Annotated in this window: 19 protein-coding genes; 4 read left to right on the forward strand and 15 right to left on the reverse strand. The window is 59.9% G+C overall.

All coding sequences use genetic code 11. The annotated features are described in order from the left end of the window. The first annotated feature begins 50 nt into the window (after window positions 1–50). On the forward strand, window positions 51–1,031 hold the full coding sequence (locus tag P6U29_RS30060) for a LysR family transcriptional regulator (RefSeq protein WP_407113979.1): 981 nt from the start codon (window positions 51–53) through the stop codon (window positions 1,029–1,031). A 306-nt stretch (window positions 1,032–1,337) separates the two neighbouring features. Here the strand turns inward: P6U29_RS30060 and P6U29_RS30065 are convergent, their stop codons facing one another. Continuing rightward, window positions 1,338–1,529, reverse strand: a complete 192-nt coding sequence (locus P6U29_RS30065) for a DUF3606 domain-containing protein (RefSeq protein WP_407113980.1) — start codon at window positions 1,527–1,529, stop codon at window positions 1,338–1,340. Window positions 1,530–1,696: 167 nt separating this feature from the next. On the opposite strand from P6U29_RS30065, the gene P6U29_RS30070 reads away from it, so the two are divergent. Then, window positions 1,697–2,467: a hypothetical protein gene (locus P6U29_RS30070; RefSeq protein WP_407113981.1), complete on the forward strand. Its 771-nt coding sequence runs from the start codon at window positions 1,697–1,699 to the stop codon at window positions 2,465–2,467. A 36-nt stretch (window positions 2,468–2,503) separates the two neighbouring features. Here P6U29_RS30070 and P6U29_RS30075 read toward each other — a convergent pair whose 3' ends face one another. From P6U29_RS30075 to P6U29_RS30135, 13 genes are all read right to left on the reverse strand, one after another. After that, the gene (locus P6U29_RS30075) at window positions 2,504–3,040 is read right to left on the reverse strand and encodes a tetratricopeptide repeat protein (RefSeq protein WP_407119455.1); all 537 of its coding nucleotides are present in this window, start codon (window positions 3,038–3,040) and stop codon (window positions 2,504–2,506) included. Between the two features lie 82 nt (window positions 3,041–3,122). After that, window positions 3,123–3,527 carry a hypothetical protein gene (locus tag P6U29_RS30080; RefSeq protein WP_407113982.1) on the reverse strand — a complete coding sequence of 135 codons (405 nt, stop codon included), beginning with the start codon at window positions 3,525–3,527 and terminating at the stop codon, window positions 3,123–3,125. Between the two features lie 14 nt (window positions 3,528–3,541). After that, the gene (locus P6U29_RS30085; RefSeq protein WP_407113983.1) at window positions 3,542–5,191 is read right to left on the reverse strand and encodes a type II and III secretion system protein family protein; all 1,650 of its coding nucleotides are present in this window, start codon (window positions 5,189–5,191) and stop codon (window positions 3,542–3,544) included. Window positions 5,192–5,666: 475 nt separating this feature from the next. Continuing rightward, window positions 5,667–6,086: a TadE family protein gene (locus tag P6U29_RS30090; RefSeq protein WP_407113984.1), complete on the reverse strand. Its 420-nt coding sequence runs from the start codon at window positions 6,084–6,086 to the stop codon at window positions 5,667–5,669. Next, on the reverse strand, window positions 6,083–7,420 hold the full coding sequence (locus P6U29_RS30095; protein WP_407113985.1) for a TadG family pilus assembly protein: 1,338 nt from the start codon (window positions 7,418–7,420) through the stop codon (window positions 6,083–6,085). Before P6U29_RS30095 ends, P6U29_RS30090 begins: the two co-directional genes overlap by 4 nt. An 8-nt stretch (window positions 7,421–7,428) precedes the next feature. Further along, window positions 7,429–7,875, reverse strand: a complete 447-nt coding sequence (locus tag P6U29_RS30100) for a hypothetical protein (RefSeq protein WP_407113986.1) — start codon at window positions 7,873–7,875, stop codon at window positions 7,429–7,431. Window positions 7,876–7,929: 54 nt separating this feature from the next. After that, window positions 7,930–8,577 (reverse strand): methyltransferase family protein, encoded by a 648-nt coding sequence (locus P6U29_RS30105; RefSeq protein WP_407113987.1) that lies wholly within the window; start codon window positions 8,575–8,577, stop codon window positions 7,930–7,932. Window positions 8,578–8,579: 2 nt separating this feature from the next. Beyond that, window positions 8,580–9,488: a type II secretion system F family protein gene (locus P6U29_RS30110; protein ID WP_407113988.1), complete on the reverse strand. Its 909-nt coding sequence runs from the start codon at window positions 9,486–9,488 to the stop codon at window positions 8,580–8,582. After that, window positions 9,485–10,417, reverse strand: a complete 933-nt coding sequence (locus P6U29_RS30115; RefSeq protein ID WP_407113989.1) for a type II secretion system F family protein — start codon at window positions 10,415–10,417, stop codon at window positions 9,485–9,487. Before P6U29_RS30115 ends, P6U29_RS30110 begins: the two co-directional genes overlap by 4 nt. After that, window positions 10,414–11,859, reverse strand: coding sequence for a CpaF family protein (locus tag P6U29_RS30120; RefSeq protein WP_407113990.1), 1,446 nt, complete (start codon window positions 11,857–11,859; stop codon window positions 10,414–10,416). The genes P6U29_RS30115 and P6U29_RS30120 overlap by 4 nt, the downstream gene beginning before the upstream one ends. After that, complete coding sequence (locus P6U29_RS30125) at window positions 11,856–13,061, reverse strand: CpaE family protein (RefSeq protein WP_407113991.1); 1,206 nt, start codon at window positions 13,059–13,061, stop codon at window positions 11,856–11,858. The genes P6U29_RS30120 and P6U29_RS30125 overlap by 4 nt, the downstream gene beginning before the upstream one ends. Continuing rightward, the gene (gene cpaB, locus P6U29_RS30130; protein ID WP_407113992.1) at window positions 13,061–14,026 is read right to left on the reverse strand and encodes a Flp pilus assembly protein CpaB; all 966 of its coding nucleotides are present in this window, start codon (window positions 14,024–14,026) and stop codon (window positions 13,061–13,063) included. Before cpaB ends, P6U29_RS30125 begins: the two co-directional genes overlap by 1 nt. Before the next feature lies 1 nt (window position 14,027). Further along, complete coding sequence (locus tag P6U29_RS30135) at window positions 14,028–14,534, reverse strand: prepilin peptidase (protein WP_407113993.1); 507 nt, start codon at window positions 14,532–14,534, stop codon at window positions 14,028–14,030. 94 nt (window positions 14,535–14,628) lie between these two features. On the opposite strand from P6U29_RS30135, the gene P6U29_RS30140 reads away from it, so the two are divergent. Further along, window positions 14,629–15,054 (forward strand): hypothetical protein, encoded by a 426-nt coding sequence (locus P6U29_RS30140; RefSeq protein WP_407113994.1) that lies wholly within the window; start codon window positions 14,629–14,631, stop codon window positions 15,052–15,054. An 869-nt stretch (window positions 15,055–15,923) separates the two neighbouring features. On the opposite strand, the gene P6U29_RS30145 is transcribed toward P6U29_RS30140, so the two are convergent. Continuing rightward, a complete protein-coding gene (locus P6U29_RS30145) occupies window positions 15,924–16,262 on the reverse strand; it encodes an H-NS family nucleoid-associated regulatory protein (RefSeq protein WP_407113995.1) in 339 nt (112 codons plus the stop codon). Window positions 16,263–16,774: 512 nt separating this feature from the next. Here P6U29_RS30145 and P6U29_RS30150 point away from each other — a divergent pair. Then, complete coding sequence (locus P6U29_RS30150) at window positions 16,775–17,494, forward strand: hypothetical protein (protein ID WP_407113996.1); 720 nt, start codon at window positions 16,775–16,777, stop codon at window positions 17,492–17,494. The last annotated feature ends 977 nt before the right edge of the window (window positions 17,495–18,471 follow it).

An 18,471-nucleotide genomic window follows, 5' to 3' on the forward strand; every position in this document is an offset into this window, starting at 1 on the left:
CCCTGTATTTGGATATGCTATGATCCTTATACCCATTATTGTGGATTGCAATGAAGCATCGGGACCTCTCCGAGACGAACCTGCTGGAGCCGCGCCTGCTCCGGCTCTTCGATGCATTGTTCTCCACGGGAAGCGTCACCAAGGCAGCCGCGAAGCTCGGTCAAAGTCAGCCGACTATTTCGATCTGGCTGGCGCGCTTGCGAAAAGAGCTGGACGATCCGCTCTTCATCCGGTCGGCGGAGGGAATGCTGCCGACTCCGCGCGCCGAGGCTCTCATCGGCACGGCTAGGCAGGCGTTGGAGATGCTGCGACGCATGGCGGAGCTTCGTCCCGAGTTTGATCCGGCAACTGCAAAGCGCCGCTTCGTCATCTGCATGACCGATGCGAGCCACATCACGCTGCTTCCGGCCATCCTCGCCCACGTTCGCCGGGTTGCGCCGGGCATCCGCATCGAGGCCGCGCAGATCGGCGGCGATACGCCTCGAATGCTGCAGTCCGGCGAGGCCGATCTGGCGCTCGGCTACATCTCGGACCTCGACGCCGGGCACTTCCAACAGGCACTCTTTCCGCAGGATTGGGTCTGCCTGGCGAGCGCAAAACATGCCCGGATCCACGACCGCATCACGGCAAAGGATTTCAGGCGCGAGGCGCACGTCCTCATTCGCTCCGGCACCGGACATCAATTGCTCGCGGACGCGCTCCAGGAGCAGCGGATAGTCCTTGACGTTGCGCTCGAGCTACCGGGCTTCCTGGGACTCCCCGCAATCATCGGGACGACTGACCTGATCGCCACTCTGCCAAGGCACATCGGCGAAACGCTGGCTCACTACTACGGACTGCGCGTGCTCGACTGCCCGCTGGCGATCGCCGGCTTCACGGTGAAGCAATATTGGCACGCCCGCTTCCATCACGACCCGGCAAGCCAATGGTTGCGTGACGTGTGTGGGGAGCTTTTTCAACAGCAGAAAGTGCGGGGCCTCCATCGTTCCGGTCGGCCAAGGAAACGAAGGCCGCGCGATTTGCAGTCGTAATGATCCCTGGTAGCGGGGCAGCGACCAGCCCCCCCGAGGGCCGCCGGCTAGGCGGACTGCAGCACGGCTGCAATTCCGCACAAGCGCATCTCGACCGGTTGTCTGCTTCGTTCGCCGTAGCACCCTATTCTACGATGAGAGCAAAACAGACCTGCCCGAGCAGGCCAGCACTACGTGCCGACGCCTGAAGCGCAGCGGTTATCTCGCTAGCGCGCTTCTCGAAGGCTCCAGGTCCTCGCTCAAGTCGCCATTGCAATGGCAGGAAGCGTCACCACGACCGCGGCGGGGCTCCCTCGCCGCGCCAACCTATTTGGACCGCAATCGTCGCCCGCCCCTCTCGCGGCTGCTGCCGACCTTCCTGACCGCCTTCTTCACAGCCGACGCCGATCGGCGCGTCTTCGTCGCTTCGTACCGCACCTCATAATCCTGTCCGCCCGCCACGCGGGCACGATCCAGCTTGCGCCCGCGGGCCGATTGTTTCTTTGCTTTCTTGGCCATGTGTTGCTGAACCTCCGTTCGCTCGCGAAAACGAGCGACGAGTCACAAGGTTCCACAATCGTCAGAGATCCCGCAGGGTCAGTGGCGTTGCTCGGATCTTCGGGTACCATATTCAAGCCGCGGCGGCGGAGCTGCTGAAGCGGATAGATGCCTCCAAGGAGACGTAGATGGGCCGGCTGGATAAGCACATGGATTCCTTCCACAGTGCCGCTGATTCGACCACGGACGATCGCGTCCCCGAGGATCTAGAACTTGAGCAAGGCGACACGGCGTCGGCAGTTGATCCGGCCCGAGAGGAAGCCGCCTTGTCGCCCGCACATTTTGGGTCGGGCCGGGCGGCGGCCGGCGTCACGGGCTCTACAGGTTGGATGGACCGAGCACGCCGCTTCTGGCGGAGCCATCTTCAGCGCGATGAACTCCCCCAGACGGCAGGAGGATCGACGAGAAACTTTGAGCGTTGGTTGATCGCATCGCTGAGCGTCGGGGTTGTCGTGAGCTGCGTTTGCGCGATCATCGTCTTCATGCAGGTCAACTCGCTCAAATTGGAGATCGCAACACTTCAACGTGACATCATTGCGCTCAAGCTAGGCGTAGCCAGGCTCGATCAGATCGCAAGCGCCAATGAGAGACGTGACAAGGCAAGCAGCGAAACACCCAAGCGGCCGTCAGAGACGCATCCCGACCAGGCTCCGCTGATCCTGTCACGTGAAGAGGTTCAGCTTATCCGCGACTATATTAAACCTGCGCCAGTTGCGGGCGCCGCGACTGACACAACCAAGGTCGGCGATCCAGTTTCGGGGGAAACTGTCGCCTTTCCGTCTCCGATCACGGAGAAGGTGCGGAAACTGCTCGGCGCACGATTTACCGTTCGCAATGGCGTTGTTGTCATCGTCCGCAGCGGCAGCCGTCACGCTGATGCTGTGATTGGGCCAAATTGACGAGAACTGGCCGCGATCGCAGTAACCGATCGCCCCTTAAGGCTGGTTGTTTGGTGGTCTTTCAATGAACCGCCGGCTGCCATTGAGAAGCTCGAGGTTATTGGCAATAACCGGGTTGCCTGGATCGAGCGAATAAGCCTTCTCAAACTTTCGGCGCGCCGCACTCAGATTGCCGCGCAGCATGTACGAATATCCCTGGTCATTCAGGACTTGCACAGTTTCGCCGCCGAGCCGGATCGCTTGGGCATAGGCCTGATCGGCAAGGTCGAAACGACGCAGCTTGTCGTAGCTTGCTGCGAGACCAATCCAGGCCGTGACGTCCTTGGGCGATTTCTCGACGGCATCCTTGAAATAGCGCTGTGAGAGTCCGTAACTGCCGCGGTTGTAATGCTCCAGGCCCAGCCGCACAGGCTCGTCCGACGGGTAGTACTTGACGTCGGTCGGCTCCTGCACGGGGTCCCCGCCCGGCGGATCGACGGGAGCCACGATGGCAGCCTCCCTCAGTGTGTGATCGCACCCCGCAAGGCCGATCCCCAACCAGCAACAGGTCAGCATGAAGATGATACGCCGCATAACCCCTTGGTCCCCCGCACGGCGCAGCAACTTCACTGCGCCGTTCGCAAACAACATCGCCAAAACCACGCACTAAAAATCGTTACCTGCCGCCTCCGCCTACTCCGCCGACCGGCACTGATACTCCAGCAGCCGATCCAGCCCCCAATCCTTCTATGTTGACGTTCTGGGTTGGGGCAGTCCGCACGCCCATTTGTTTCGTCGCATCGCCAATGTCGGGAAGCTGATCCACCGGCTGTTTCGTGTTGCCATAGCGTGTCACGGCGGCGCCCACGCGGCGGGCGTCGTACGCGATCCTGCGATCACCGACGTTTCGCGGCCATGGATGGATTGCATGGGTGACGGCATTGACCTCCTTGGCATTGCCGGCACTCATCGTGATGGTGTCGGAACGCTGGAAATAGCGGTCCACCTCGTCATGGCCGGCGACCCCGTAACATCCCCCGAGCAGGAGCGGTGCGAACAGAGCCAGATACCTGATGGTCATCTTCCGCTTCCTTCTCAGTTGAGCGTCTTCACCACCGGCTGGTTCGCAGCGGCCGGCGCCGGAATGGTCGCAGTGACCTCGGGAGCGATGATGTGCCCATAGGGTCCTTTGACGTCGCCGCCGGAATTGACGTAGTCATTGTAACGCTTGCGGACTTCCATCTGGCCATTGAGGAAGAAATCGACGTCGTTGGCCGGAAGGCGGGAGTCGAGTGGGGATGCCAGTTGCTGACCGGGTGCCGCCGGCGCGACCAGGCGCGGGGTCACGATGATCACCAGATCAGTTTCCTGCTGCTGGTAGGACTTGCTGCTGAACAGCGTCCCGAGCACGGGCACTGAGCCGATCCAGGGCAATTGCGAAACGTCCTGGCGATTGCGGGTCTGGAGCAGGCCAGCGATGGCAAAGCTCTGGCCGTCGCGCAACTCGACCGTAGTCCTCGCGTCGCGACGGCTCAGCGCCGGAATAGTCGTGCCAGCAATGGTTACCGCGTTAGCGAAATCGAGTTCGCTGACCGAAGGCTCGACGCGAAGGTTGATCACCCCCCGCGAGAGAACCGTCGGCACAAAGGCAAGCTCAACACCGAACTTCTTGAATTCGATCGTAACCGTGGGAAGCGCGCCCACAGTCGCCGTGGAAGCTACCGGCACTGGAAATTCACCGCCGGCCAGGAAGCGCGCCGCATCGCCTGACAACGCCATAAGGTTTGGCTCCGCTAACCTGCGAAGGACGCCTTTGGTCTCAAGTGCAGTTATCAGGACGTCCAACGTGCTGCCATTGTTGAACTTCAAAACACTTGTCAACAGGCTACCGAAAGGCAAGGCGCCTCCAGCCAGAGTACCCGCAGTCCCTATTAGGGGAAGGCCACCCGGAGTGGACACGTGGCCGCCGGTCACAGGATCTTTCAAAGGCGTTCCGGTGCTGTCCGCTGCGATACGTCCGGCTGAGGTTACCGCACCGGCCGAACCGCCAGCGCCGAGGCCTGTATTAAATCCTCGCGATCCGCTAGCGTTACCACCAAAAAGATTGACCCCTAAATCGCGACCAGCATCTCGACCGACCTCGAGAAAGCGCACCTCCAGCATCACCTGCTGCGGTGCCGCGACCGTCATCGCGTTGACGACAGTGCCGCCCTTCGCAACCGTGCTGGTGGCGATCGCCATGGCCCGCTCGGCGGTAACCGCGTCGGCTGCGGTCCCGCTGAGCACCACCTGACCTTCGGATGCCGACACGCGAATACCTTGGCCACCGGTGCTGGTCCGGATGTTCTGCTGTAGATTTCCGGTATCGATCACGACCTCGACGTCGAGGATCCCGATCTGCTTCATCGATGAGTCAAATAGTATGACGTTTGTTGTACCGGTCTGCTTGCCCTGCACGTAAATGAGGTGATCGCTCAACGATTTCACATCGACGATGTCAGACGAGCCCGCCACGATCGTCGCAAAGGCGGTGTCGACCTTGAAGGTACGCGACTTGTTGACGACGACCTTGACCCGCTGGACGTCGTTCATCTCGCTGACGATGACACCACCAGAGGAGCCCCGCCGGTCTGCAGCCGCGGCGCGATCCGTGAAATCGGACAAAGCTACCGCCGCGCCCAGACCCATCGCGCCTAGGGCGAGAAGCTTCCCTATCGTGTTACCCCAAACGCGACCGCCACCCATCCGAGTCCCCCCACCTGCGATCACAGAGATCCCGTAAATCTACGTGCTCGACGTGCTCAACATTTCCCCTCTGCGCACCACGTCGCAGAGCTTACAATTGGCCCCACTACAATTCGTTACTTCGTGTTTCCAAGATCATCGTCCCTTATGCTGCCAGCTTGCAAGAAGAGACACTTACCGCACTGCCGCAAGCAGAAAGAAAACTTTTCAATGTTGCCAGCGCGCATCATTCCCATTCCTCGTAGTGAACTATTTCTGCTGTACAACCTCATTTAGAACGAGTTCCGGTCGGGGACCTTGCTATCGGAAGACATTTGGTCGCAGGCTTGAAGATGCTCTCGGCCAAGCAGATCTCTGGCGCAATTCGGCCCCGACGCGTTTGACCAACGACCTAACCCGATCGAAGCGCAAATGCCGAAAAGCACCGGTCAAGATATGATGTCCGGCAACATGTCAGGGATACTGCCATATTGCCCTAGAAGGGGATGTGGGTGGAGGCGCTCGGCGCATTCAGCGCTGTGCCCCATATCGGCATCAGCATGGTAAAGCTTGTCTGGGAAGCTGTAACAATCAGATTGTCGCTGCTGGCCCCGACCGTCAGCGTGGGCGCGAGACCGCCGCGAAACAGGAAGGGGGCCGCGTTCCGCTTGGCGGTGGTGGAAAGGGGATCGCCGGTGCAGCCAGCCGGCGACTGCGGTGGGCTTTGAACCATGGCAGGCGTATAGCAGCTAATCATGACCGCTCGTGCGCCTGCGCTCGCCAGCGTCCGCAACGACTGCATCGTGATCGCATACCGTCCGAGATCGAAGATAGCGAACATCAATGTGAAAAGCGGCACGCACACCATGATGAATTCAAACGGCGCGATGCCGCGATTGTCGAGCTTTCTCATCATTGCACCAAAGCGACCATTTGAGTGTAGACGATGGTCGACGGAGCACAGCCCTCCGTGCTCAAGTAGGCGCCGCCGCTCATGTCGAGTGTTTTGGCGATCACCTGCGCACAGGTCGTATTGGCGCTGGCAGTCGTTCCGGCCCAGCTAACGTCGACCTTGGGGAAGTACAGAGCCCCGCCCAAACTAACTTGACCGCCACCGTTGATGGTGACCTTGTTGCTGGTCTTGGTCGGAGCCTGATCATCGATCAGGACGCCATTCAGATCAGAAGAGAACGTGTTGGTAGCAGGTGCAGAGAGATCAACCTTTCCCCCGTTGATGGTAAGCTGCGAGTCTCCGAGCAATACCAGGGTTACGCCTGCGCCTTTCAGTTCTCCGCCGGTCATTTTTATATTTGCTTTGTAGAAGAAATATGTCCCCGGGTCCAAAACGTACTTGTCCCCGTTCTGGACCGTGAAACTACCGTAAGCTCCAGTCCCCGCGCTATTTGGCGCGCAATGCTTCCACCCATCCGCCTGAAGGGTGCATGGCATGCTTGTATTGCCCGTCCTGCTGTTGAACGATGCGGTGTCCAGCTTGCTGAGCGGATTGCTCGCATACGTCATGAAATAGTTGTGCGGCACGCTAACATTGCTGCAGCTGCCTGACGGGGTGCAGCCATTTACACCATAAACTGCCCATCCCGAGCCAGTGAACGTTGGAGTGCTGGCAAGTTGAACACTGGTATCCGACATCAGCGCGCAGCCAGTTCCGTTGTTGCTGAGGCTGCCGGCAAGCTTGAGTGCGCCTGAATCAGGTCCAAGCGCGAGGACGCACGCCTTGGTCGGCTGCTGAACTAGCGCAATGGCCTGGGCGGGGATATTGATGGTCATAAAACCCAATACAGCCGACAAGTAGGCTGGTTGTTGCTGGCTGACCCTGGCGCGAACGGCGTTGCCGGTGCCTGTTGGTGGCGTTGTAAAGGTGCCCGCATTGTAGGTGCCAATATCGATCTGCACGGCTCGCGAGACTCTGGTTGGAAGGCTGGGCGGACACTGATTGTCGGGATAAGGCGTGCTGTCCTTCGGACTCGAATTGCAAAACCCGTTCTGTGCCGCGAATTCCTTGCCGCGATAATCCACCGATTGTATATCGCAGGCCGCGCCAGCCATCGTGCATGAAAGTCGCAAGGCGCCCGAGAAGGCTGCCGAGTCGGCGGCGTTCTGTGCGTGCTTGTGGGTGACGTACCACGAACCGGCCTCCGCCCCGAGCGCGACCACTCCGATGAGCGGCACGAGCGCGATGGCCGTTGCGAATGCGGCTGAGCCTCGTCGGGAGCGGAGCAGATTGCGCATGGAAGCACCTACTGGAAGCGTTCTGAGTAAGTCAGCGTGTATGTACAACTGGTGGGACACAACACGGACCTCCAAAAAGGCACGCGCGCCCCAATCGGAGCCAAGGTGATGGTGGTGGAAAACGTGATGTATTTCGGAGGAAAAAGATTGCCCGGCGAGCAGGTAGCGCCCGCGTCTCCGCATTTTACCTGGAGATTACTGATTGTGTGACCGGCAACTGTCGTCTGTAGCCCTGACCTCCAGGTCACTGTGCCGTCGGGGCCGAGCGGATTGTAGTATTGGACGTACTGCCCGAAGGAGCGCAACGCGCTCCACGCCGAGATGAACTGGAAGCCCGCGGCGGCGACGTCGGCGAGCGGCACAAGCAGGAACGAAACCAGGAATATGTAAACGATCATAGTCTCAAGCGCGACGGCGCCGCGCTGATCCCCGATGAAACATCTTCTGTGGCTCATGAGCCTACCTCGACCGTTACTCGCCACTCCGGTCGTCGACCGGGTCGATCGCACTCACCAAACGTAAGGGATCAATCTCCAGCGTGATGCCTCGTAACCGGAATATTCAGGGCAGCTGCGCCGGAGCAGGTCCTCTTCGTAGTGAATTCGGCAGATCTGGACGCCGATATGCAAGACGAGCAAGACTGCTGTTAGCGGCGTCGGACTTCTCAGCACCACACCCAGCACCGCGATTTCTTCCGCAAGGTACAGCGGGTGCTTGATCCACCGATACGGACCCGTTTGCACCACGTTACGCGCCTGCGGCACGAGGCTGAATGACCTGCCGAGATGTCGAATGGTGACCAGCATCATGACCATGCCGATCAACACGCAAGCGGTGGACGCCAGATTTGGCAACGCTTTGTCGGTTTCGCCGAAGAAGGCGATGGTCCATGGCATATAGGTGCCGACGAACGCCGCCATCCTTGGGAGAAGGCCATTCGCGTGCGCCTTTGCCGGCGGCCGTGTGATGATCAACAGCGCCAGCAGCACGTAGAAGACAGCGAGGCAAAAACTCGACAGAAGCGACGGCAAGGGATCACCAACCGACGATCCGGCCTTGGTGGCGACGCCAAGCGCCAGCAACATGAACCACATGCCGCCGAACAATTGCATGGTCCGGTCGTAAGCGGAGGTTTTCGACAGGGCGACCGTGGTCATGGCTACTTACCGAAGCTGGCGAAGGAGCGCACGAGGTGCAGAATGGGACTTCCTCCCAAAATGACGAACATGGCTGGAAGCAGGAACAGGACCATGGGAATGGTCAGCTTGGCGCCCAGCTTGTGTGCTCTTTCTTCAAGCTTGGTAATACGTTCTCGCCGGAGGTCGACGGCGATGCTCCGCAGCGCCTGGCCGACCGGCGTCCCGTATTGCAGACTTTGCGCGAGCATAGTCCCGAATCGGCGCAGCCCATCCGACGTAGCTCCTAGCTTCTCGAATGCCTCGCTGCGGCTAGGCAGGATCCGGAGATCATCAAGAAGATTCCTCAAGACCCCAGCTATGGAGGGATTGGTCTCGTTCATTTCCTGCGCAACGCGTGCCAGCCCGCTCTCCAGGCCCATTCCCGCTTCGCTGCACACAACCAACAAGTCGATCATATCCGGCGTGCCCAGACGAATGGCCGCATCAAAGCGGCGCTTCAGCATCGCCAGTATCAACCGCGGTCCCACGATTCCAACCGCCACGCCGATCAGTGTGAAGACCAGCACGTCCAGCAACGGCTTGCCCAAGAGCTGAGCGACCCCTCCGGCAATGATCGGGCACAAGAACATGCTGACGGCCTTGACACCGATCCAGGTCGGCAGGGCTCGACGATGATTGAAACCGGCTGACTGAAGAATCGCTCGTAGTTGATCCAGATTTTCCTCTGCGTAGAAACGGCGGTACCGCATGCCGAGCGACGAAAACCAACCGGTCATGTCCTGGAAGGGGGCTGACCGTCCAGCAACGCCCAACACCGCGTTCGAGACCCGCACGTCCAAAGCGCGAATGTGCATTTCGCGGATGATCAACACGCAGCTCGCAGCACCAGCTGCGAATGCGAGGGCCACCAGACCAAGACCAAGCGTCATAGTGCCGTTTCCCGTCTGACCATCCAACTTATTACCAAGGCCCCGACAAGCACCGAGATCACTGCGTAAGCCAGCAGCTTGTTTCCAACCGGATCAGTGAACAACAGATCGACCGTTTGCGGATTGGCCGCGTATAGCACCCCGCCCCCAAGCAAGGGCGAGATCGTCAGCGCCCGTGAGGAAAAGATCACTTCTCCTGCCAGCGCTTTGGCGCGAGCAGCTAGTGCAACACGTTGCCTCACGGTGTCTCCCAGATTCTGTAAGGTCTCCGCCAGGCTACCACCCGACCTCAATTGAACTGCAAGGGTCACCGCGAACATCGCATATTCCGCCACCTGCGTTCGTCGATAGACACCTTGGACGGCGTCCTCGGGAGGTCTTCCAAGATTCACCTCGCTGCATACGATGGCAAACTGCCCAGCTGTTGGTTGCGGCATGTCGCGCGCGAGGGCGCGAAAAGCTTCGTGCACAGGCAGACCCGATCGAACGGTGCTCGTCACGAGCTGGATCGCATCAGGCAGCTGTCGAAACAGTTGCCTGGCGAAGCGACGTTGCTGCCACCCAAAGAGGCCTCGCACGACGACTATGGCGGCAATTACGGCCGCGACCGACACGTAAAGAGTGGAGAATCCCAACAGACGATTGGTGTAAAGGATTGCTGCTGCTGCGATGGCGCCGGCAAGCAACACATAGGTTGGATGCCAGGTGTAAGGTATCTCGCGATTGTAATTGGCCACGCGATGGAGCAACAGCGACGGAGACCCGGCCTCCAACCGGCGAATGGATGGTAGGTTGGCTGGATGGGAAGCTGGCAGAGCAACCGCCAGCCGACGATTGATGCGTCTTTCCCGAGCGTCGAGCCACAGCGAAATGGCTGCTGCGCCCATCGCGAGCGCCAGAAAAGACGCGATTACGGACTCCGGCATCATATTTGCCTCATTGCCTCGGCCCACGCTCCATCCAGCCCGTAATAGACAAGACGGCTCTTGAATTTCGGAGTTGCAAGGTTGCACCTATAGGTGCCCGATAGACGACCCTGCTCATCCTCCTCCTTGTATTCGAAGGCTGCGATGTCATTGGTGGTGATCACGTCCCCTTCGAGGCCGATGACCTCGCTGATCTGAACGATACGACGTTGCCCGTCCCGCATGCGTTCGACCTGCACAATGAGATCGAGTGCAGCGACGATCTGAGCTCGAATGGCTCGCGACGGTAGATTGACTTGTCCCATCTGGACCATGTTTTCGATGCGGGTCAGGGCATCCCGGGTACTATTCGCGTGGACCGTGGAGATCGAACCGTCATGGCCGGTGTTCATCGCCTGGAGCATGTCGAAAGCTTCCGCGCTGCGGACTTCGCCGACGACGATCCGGTCGGGACGCATGCGCAGGGCATTCACAAGCAGATCGCGTTGCGTCACCTGCCCCGTGCCCTCCAGGCTGGGAGGCCGGGTCTCCAGGCTGATCACGTGCGGCTGCTGAAGCTGCAACTCCGCCGCATCCTCGATCGTTACAATGCGTTCGCTGTGATCGATGAACTGACTCATCGCGTTCAAGAGCGTCGTCTTGCCGGATCCGGTACCGCCGGAGACAAGAACATTGAGCCGAGACCGGGCGGCGATCTCCAGCAATCGTCCGATGGCTGCGTTCATCGAGCCATTTTCGATCAATCCTGCGATATCCAGCCGACGGCTTGGAAATTTGCGGATGGAGATGCACGGACTGTGGATCGCCAGCGGCGGGAGAATGATGTTGACGCGGCTGCCATCCAGCAGCCGGCAATCCACCATCGGACTGGATTCGTCGACGCGCCGCCCCACCTGCGCGGCAATCTTCTGAGCGACGGAGGCGATGTGATCATTGTCGCGGAATCGTACCGCAATTCGTTCCAGCCTGCCGTTTCGCTCAACGTAGACATTGCTCGGACCGTTGACCATGATGTCGTTGATCGATTGATCCAGCAGCAGCGGACGGAGCGGCCCGTACCCCGTCATGTCATCGGCAATCTCGTCCGCAAGCTGAAGTTGCTCGCGCCCCGACAGCTCGAGCCGCTCCTGGTTGGCAATTTGATGGATGATTTCCTCGATCTGCCGCCGAAGAACTTCGCGCGAAACGGTTGCGGCCACCGCTGGCTCGATCTGCTCGATTACCCGCTCACGCAACGAAGCCGGTATCACCGGATGGTGGATCGGGGGTTCGTCGCGCCTGGGCGCGGATGCGGACACGTTTGACGCAGGTGGCGGCGCGCTTGGCGCGGATGCAGCAACGTTGGGCATCGACAGAGGCAAGCCTGTCGCAGGACCCGGCAGCTCAGTCCCCAATGCAGCTACAAGAACGGACGCCTCTTCCTCACGCCTACCGAACTTTTTCATCGCAGATGTGCTGTGAGCACCCTCCTCCACCAGCTCTTCCGCTCGGCGCCGACACCGCTGATCTCCCGTACAATCGGTGCCAGGTGACGTCGCAATTTCCTGACGTGCTTCAGAGCTGGAATTCCGAGATTGACCGCCTCGGTCATCCCCTTGCCGAGATCGGGAACGACGATGTCCGGCTCTGCGCCCATCGCCTTGACAACTGCCGACCTGGGAAGGCCACCGGGACGACCGGCCCGGTTGAGCAAGGTAAAGACCCGATCTTTGCCGGCGATGTTGATGATGGCGGTGCGCAGTGCGTGGGCATTGCGAAGTCCGGTCACCTCGGCTTCGAGCAGCACCATCACGTGACGGGACAACGTAATCACCGGATAGATCGACGGGGGAAACGGGACGGGCACATCGACAACGATGTAGTTGAATCGTTGACGGAGCAGACCCAGCACATGTCGTACGCCGGCTTCCGTGATTTCGAGCTGCGCATCGAGATCCTCGTCGGCCGAGACCAGACAGACCCGCTCGTTGACTTCGATTGCCGCCCGCTCGAGGAACAGTGTGTCCGCCCTCATCGGGTTCTCCAGGGCGATGCGCAGCCCCGGCCCGGGACGGACACCCAACATCACGGCGGCTTCGCCGCCCTGCAGATGAAGGTCAAGCAGCGCCACTTTGGCCTTGGTGGTCTCGGCAAGTTGCAGTGCCAGATTGATCGCGATGCTCGTGGCGCCGGCCCCGCCCTGCGCCCCACAGATCGAAACCACGTGACCGCCACGATCGATTTGGTTGGCGGCAACGTCGCCCAGCAGCTTGGGGCGCAATTGGTCCAGCACCAAATCGCGCGTGAGCGGCCGCGGCAGATACTCGGCGAGGCCGAGCTCCAGAAGCTCACGGTAGAAGGTGATCTCCCTGTTCTCGCCAATCACAGCTACGCGGACATCGGGCGGACAGACGCCGGCCAGCCTTTCCAGTTCAGTGAAAGGATCGTCGATGCCGCTGATGTCCGTTACCAGCGCGAACAGGTCCGTGTCGGATTCCAGCATCCGTATCGCATTGCGGATCGTGCCGCGCCTGATCGAGAGGTTGGCGCCTTCGAGGCCCTTGCGCAAAGCTGCAGCGCTGATCTCGTCGTTTACGAAACAGACGATGCGGTTACGCGTGACAATCGATGTCGATTCTTCGGGCGGAGCGGCTATCGCAATGTTCATCAACGTTTCTCCGAAAACCTGTTGGCATAACCTTCGGCCGTTGCGGTCTGGCGCACAACTTCGGAAGCCCCCTCGCAGCTGACGAGAGCGTCCTCGTCTTGCTTTCTGACCGTGTATTGCTTGGCCTCGCCGCCCGAATGAATGACGACTGCCGTCCTCTGACGTGCGATCGCGTACTGGCGAGCAAGTTCCGGGGACACATCACAGCTTGACATCGCGCCAGTGTCGGCCTTGTCCCATTGATCGACTGCTGCACGCACGGCCAGAGACAATGTTCCGAGCTGCTTTGCGACGGTGATTTTCTTGACCTGCTCCTGCGCAAGCTCCAGGGACACGGTTTGCGTTTGCTTGCCTGCCATTCCGCTAATTGGTCGTGCCCCCTGCACGATCTCCTGGTCGATCGCGATGACTCGAACGTTGCGCAGAACAGTCTCGCTCAGGGCTCGACGTGCGGTGTCGACCTTCTCGAACACCTGGGTCAACACGACGTCCACGTGATCACCCGGCCTGATCAGGCCGGAGACACCCGCCTCCTCGTCAACCTTGATGCTGATGGCACGGCTGTCCGGTGCCAGGACGCTGGCGAGGAAACCTCGATCCCGCGGGCGCAGGATATCCTGCAATGTGATTGTACTGCCCGCTTCGACAAACTTGCGGATTAGAGATCCGGGAAGCCCGGCCTTGGAATCGGGCGTTTCAAGGATGGCCCCCTGTGGAACGCGCTCTGGCGGTACCAACCGGACGGTGAAGTCTTCCTCGCGGACCAACGTCCCCTTCGGCAATGGACGTGCCGCCACAAAGTACCCGGCGGTTGGCGCCCGCGCAGGTGCCGGTGCCGTCTCTGTGACTTGTACCGCTGCCGGAGGCTCCGCCTTCGGCAGGTTCATGTTATAGGCGATCAGCCCGAACGCAGTGGTTGCGAGCAGAAGCACCATGATGATCGACAGACGCAACGCGGATGACATCTCACAATCCTTTGCTCAAAATAGCCCAAATACCGCCGCAGGCGATGGCGACTCCGTACGGCAGCGGGGCGTGTCGCAAATGGCGCCGGCGCTCGATTGCGTAGACCCGGCGTGCGAGCGACGATCCGGCGGGTGCCAACCGGGGATGTGGCAGGTGGCGCATCATCAGATGCACCAGGGCAAGAACGCCGCCGGCCAACGCGGTGATGGTCAGCAGCTGCATGAGGCCGGTCGGCGGGAGACCCAGCGCCAGAGCAGCCAGCAACTTGACATCCCCACCGCCAATTCCTCCGCGCGTGTAGAGGGCAAACAACAGCAGAAAGAGCATCGCGGCTGACATCAGCGACTCGACAACTTGCATTGGATTGGACAATTGACTGGCGATCCCGAGGAGCGCCAGCGCCAAACAAACTTCATTTCGGATTAAGCGCGTCGCCACATCGATCGTTGCGACATAGAGCAACAATACGATTTCAAGAATCGAGACTGTGGGAGCAATCCAACTCATGAAATGCACGCCTCAAACAAAGTGGAACGCGCACGAGATAAGGGGGAAGTACTAGCAAAGGGGGGCGCCTTGGATTGCCCCCCTCTGGCGCCAGATGGCCGTATCAGCCAGCGATCGCAGTAGCGAAAGCGGTGGTGATAGCGGTGATTCCGGTCGTCAGGGCGGCCCCGATTTGGCCACCAGCTCCACCGCCGAACACGGCGCCCACTGCGCCAACGATGCAAACCGCGACGATGATGTACTCGAACGACACCACGCCCTCCTGGTCGGTGCGGAGACGCTTCATGGCTTCGGTGGTCTTGATGTAATAGCGCAGCATAGGGAAAGCCTTTCTTTGAAGATGGATTGCAGGACACCATTGGCAAATTTCAGCGGCTGCGAACGACAAGCGCCGCCGCTCGAAAACTCTTCATTAAATATTATCTTTAGTCAATATTTAATGCGTTGCCGCTTTAAATTTTCGATTTCCTCGACCAATCAAATCCGACCGAAGATCAACAAATTCGTTTTCTTACAATGACTTACCTAATTAACCATCAATCATTGAGATTCACCGGAATAATACGGGCGGCATCCGCAGATCACGCAACCCCTCTCCGTTTCAGCCCTATTAAATGATGCGCCTTTATTTTATTCGCATCCAAGTTCAAGAACGCCCACCCAAAAATGTAATAGGCCGCCGGCGATCAATTCTGCTGACAGGGGAAAAGTCCCGCCGCGGGGGCGCCAACGGACATAACAATGCGAAATGAAGGTTGAAATCGCAGGCATGGCGTCACGATGCCTCAAAATCCTAACAGGGAAATTCCTGCTGAGGGATGTGCTCGCGTCAAGCAGGCAAGACGTCTCGCCGCTCTCATGTTGCAAGGGATTGGGTTGGCTCTGTGGTATTGAAGTCCGCAAGGAGAGGCGCCTCCCCACGAGCGCGACCATGGCCAGTCGGCAATTGGCAATGAAGCAAGACCACGTCTCGAAGTGACAACATTGCCACGGGTCAAATGCAGCAGCGCATCCGATCATGGATCGGCGACCGCTCTTCATCGACAGCCAACACACACTGCCTAGGCGCGTCGCAAATGCCTGCGTAACTCAGTCTGAGTTGGCCAGTGCTGTGGTTCGTTGCGGGACACCTCCCCGACGTGGCCGCCATGGTTCGCAAGCAACCCCATCCCCGTCGCGACCGTGCTGCTGCCAACAGCCGGGCTCTCCGCGCCGCGCGGGGGTAGGCTGACCAAGCGGGCAAAATCACAGTTGGGGACGGACGCGATGTGTTTGAGTGTTATCGTGACCGGCAAAGGGCTCGAAACAAGGAGCGAAATGGTCGGATAGACTGCCAAAACAGCAGCGGCTGCGATCAAATGCCGTGATGGCCCACCGCAGCTGCGGCGCTCAATTGGTCTGCCGCTTTTGGAGCGAAGCCTGGTCGATCAGGAAATCGTCCAACTTGCGCCCCCCTCGAAGTTGCGGCTGCAGCCACCGAGGCAGCCTGCCGCGGCCCGACCATGTCTCCGCCGGGTTCTTCGGATTGCGGTATTTGGGACGCACGGGCGGATAGGAGCGGCGCTTGCGATCAAACCGTGTGGCGTTGTCGGCCCGTCCAATCTTCTGGAGCCGTTCCTCCAATCGTGCTTTGCGCACCAAAATTCTCTGAGTGAGGCTGGCGGCCACCTGTTGGTGAAGTATGCAGAGCTCGTCGAGGGAGAGCGAATTGAAATGCGCGGTATTCATGGCTTGATCCGAATTCCTGAGAGAAGGCGCAGGCAGACAAATCGGGAATGACGGAGCAGACAAGCCGTCAGTTAAGTCCAAGCCGTGTAATCCACATTTAAATGCGGGAGATTGCAGGGAGCAGGGCATGACAGCGGTAATGTCATGGCGGAGTATTTAATTTGCTGTGAGGGGTAAGGCTCGCTGAGGCCCGCACAGCGGGATCCGTAAACTTACCGCCCGCCAGTTGCGCGTTCGCATCGCCAGTCGCCAGCGCGGACAGGACCGTGACCGCAGCGACGGCGATCAAGCGAGCGGCTGCGTCCGCGGACCGTGGGCGGAGCGATGTCCGGCGACACGCAGGTGGCTCGATTGATCGAGCCGCGTGCAGCAACCCAGGCGTGCCAGACGAGCCGATTAATTCGGCTGCCAGGACCACAATTAATTCATTGCGCTGCCAGATTTAAGTCGCATGGGAGCCCATGTCGCCGCGAAGGCTCGTGCCGGGTGGGGCGCATCACCGGGAGTTCTCGATGTCCCGTCTTTTGCGATGTTATTTCGCCAGCTTGGTCCTTGCTGGAGGTCTTACGGCCACACCTGCGTTCTCCAATCCATTCACCGATTTGTTCAATGTTGCTCCGCGCGAGCCCGCTGCAACCTCTTCGGCGCAGCCGGAATGCTTGCCGCGGCCCGGCAATTCGCCGGGCCCAGGCCTGCGCTGGGTGTATCGGCGGGACGATCACCGCAAATGCTGGTTCTTGGCCGAGGGCGTCGCGACGGTGCGAAAACCGGTTCATAGTCGCATCGCCAACCGCACCGTCAGGCCCGACGAGAAGGAGACCATGCGACAAAGGCGGCGCCCGGTGAGCGAAGCGCGCGCCGAGGTACTAAGCTCTGCGACGGCCGGCGAGGCTCAGCCGACGCCGCCGGAAATGAGGGTGGCTGATGCTGCTTCTGTTGTCGATGCGGGCACGCCGATCCTGATGCCGGCGGCACCCATCTCGGATCCTCCCAGCGACCAACTCACGCCCGAGCATTCTACGCCGCCCCAAGTTGACATGGAGCAGCTTTCCGCTGCCGCGCGAGCCGACCTATCTCCAGCTACGCCGATGGGCGCACGCGAAGAACAGGCGCCCGACGAGGCGCGCAGCCGGACGGTAACCTGGCTAGGTGTGCTGCTGATGACGCTAGGGGGCTTCTCGCTCCTAAGCTCGAGTCGCGCGCTCCGGCAGGCGGTGAGATTGCGTCACTGAAGCACGCTACACTGCTTACCTGACGCGCTCACCGCGAAGTCGATGAGTTCACGCGGGCTATAGCTGAATTGCCACACGTACAAAGGTTCCGCGCACAGCCACAGAGTTTCTCCCTGACTTGGACAGACATTCGATTACGATGACGGTCCCCCTTTGGGATGGGACTACCATCATGCGGTACAAAGTGTTCGTGGTGGACAGCAGCCGCCGAGTGATCTGCGCTGCAAAGCTCGACTGCATCGACGAGCAGGCAGCACGGCATCGAGCCGGGCAAATGTCTGGCGAGCACGACGTGGAGCTTTGGGAGGGTGACCGGCTCGTTGCGGTTTTTCAAAGTGCTGAGTCGAACGGAAATCGGTGCGGCCGTTCTGTCCTGAATAAGCGGCCGGTCTCGCCGCCGAGTTAGTGCACGGCGCTTGTTCTGTTGCCCGGTTTGGCACACCGTCTTCTGCCGATTGTTCTCGCTTCTACACGCCGGAGCTTCGTTCGAAGCTTCTCCACTTATCTAAGCTCCACCACAAGCGCTTGGCGCCGTTCACTCAGAACGGCACAGCTATAAATCTGACGCAGACTGGACATGACCGCCTCGCCTCGCAATGTCCGGCTCCGGACCGGTTGGACCCGCGGGACTCGTCTCCAATTCGTCCGTTGCTGAGCACCGAATCATATGTGCGATCAGCCCGGCGCAAATGCGGGGCAGGTTCGTCGGCGGCGCTTGGCGACTTTCAAGAGCCGACCGCGGAAAGGCAAGCCGGATCATGTCGTGGACCGAGCACATCTCGCCGGGCGAGCACGATGTTGTGGGCTTGCACGACCTCGCAAGATCATGTGCCGGCGTTCGTCCGAGCAGCGACCGCAACATCGGATAACGCCCGTATGAATCCGGGTGCTTCCCGCCCGAAGCCACGCAAGCGCCTCTCTGCTGTTGATTTTCATGCATTAATTATTAAATGTAGAGGACAAATAAATAAATGGAC

The sequence above is a fragment of the Bradyrhizobium sp. LMG 9283 genome (assembly GCF_045571415.1).
Classification (GTDB): Bacteria; Pseudomonadota; Alphaproteobacteria; order Rhizobiales; family Xanthobacteraceae; genus Bradyrhizobium.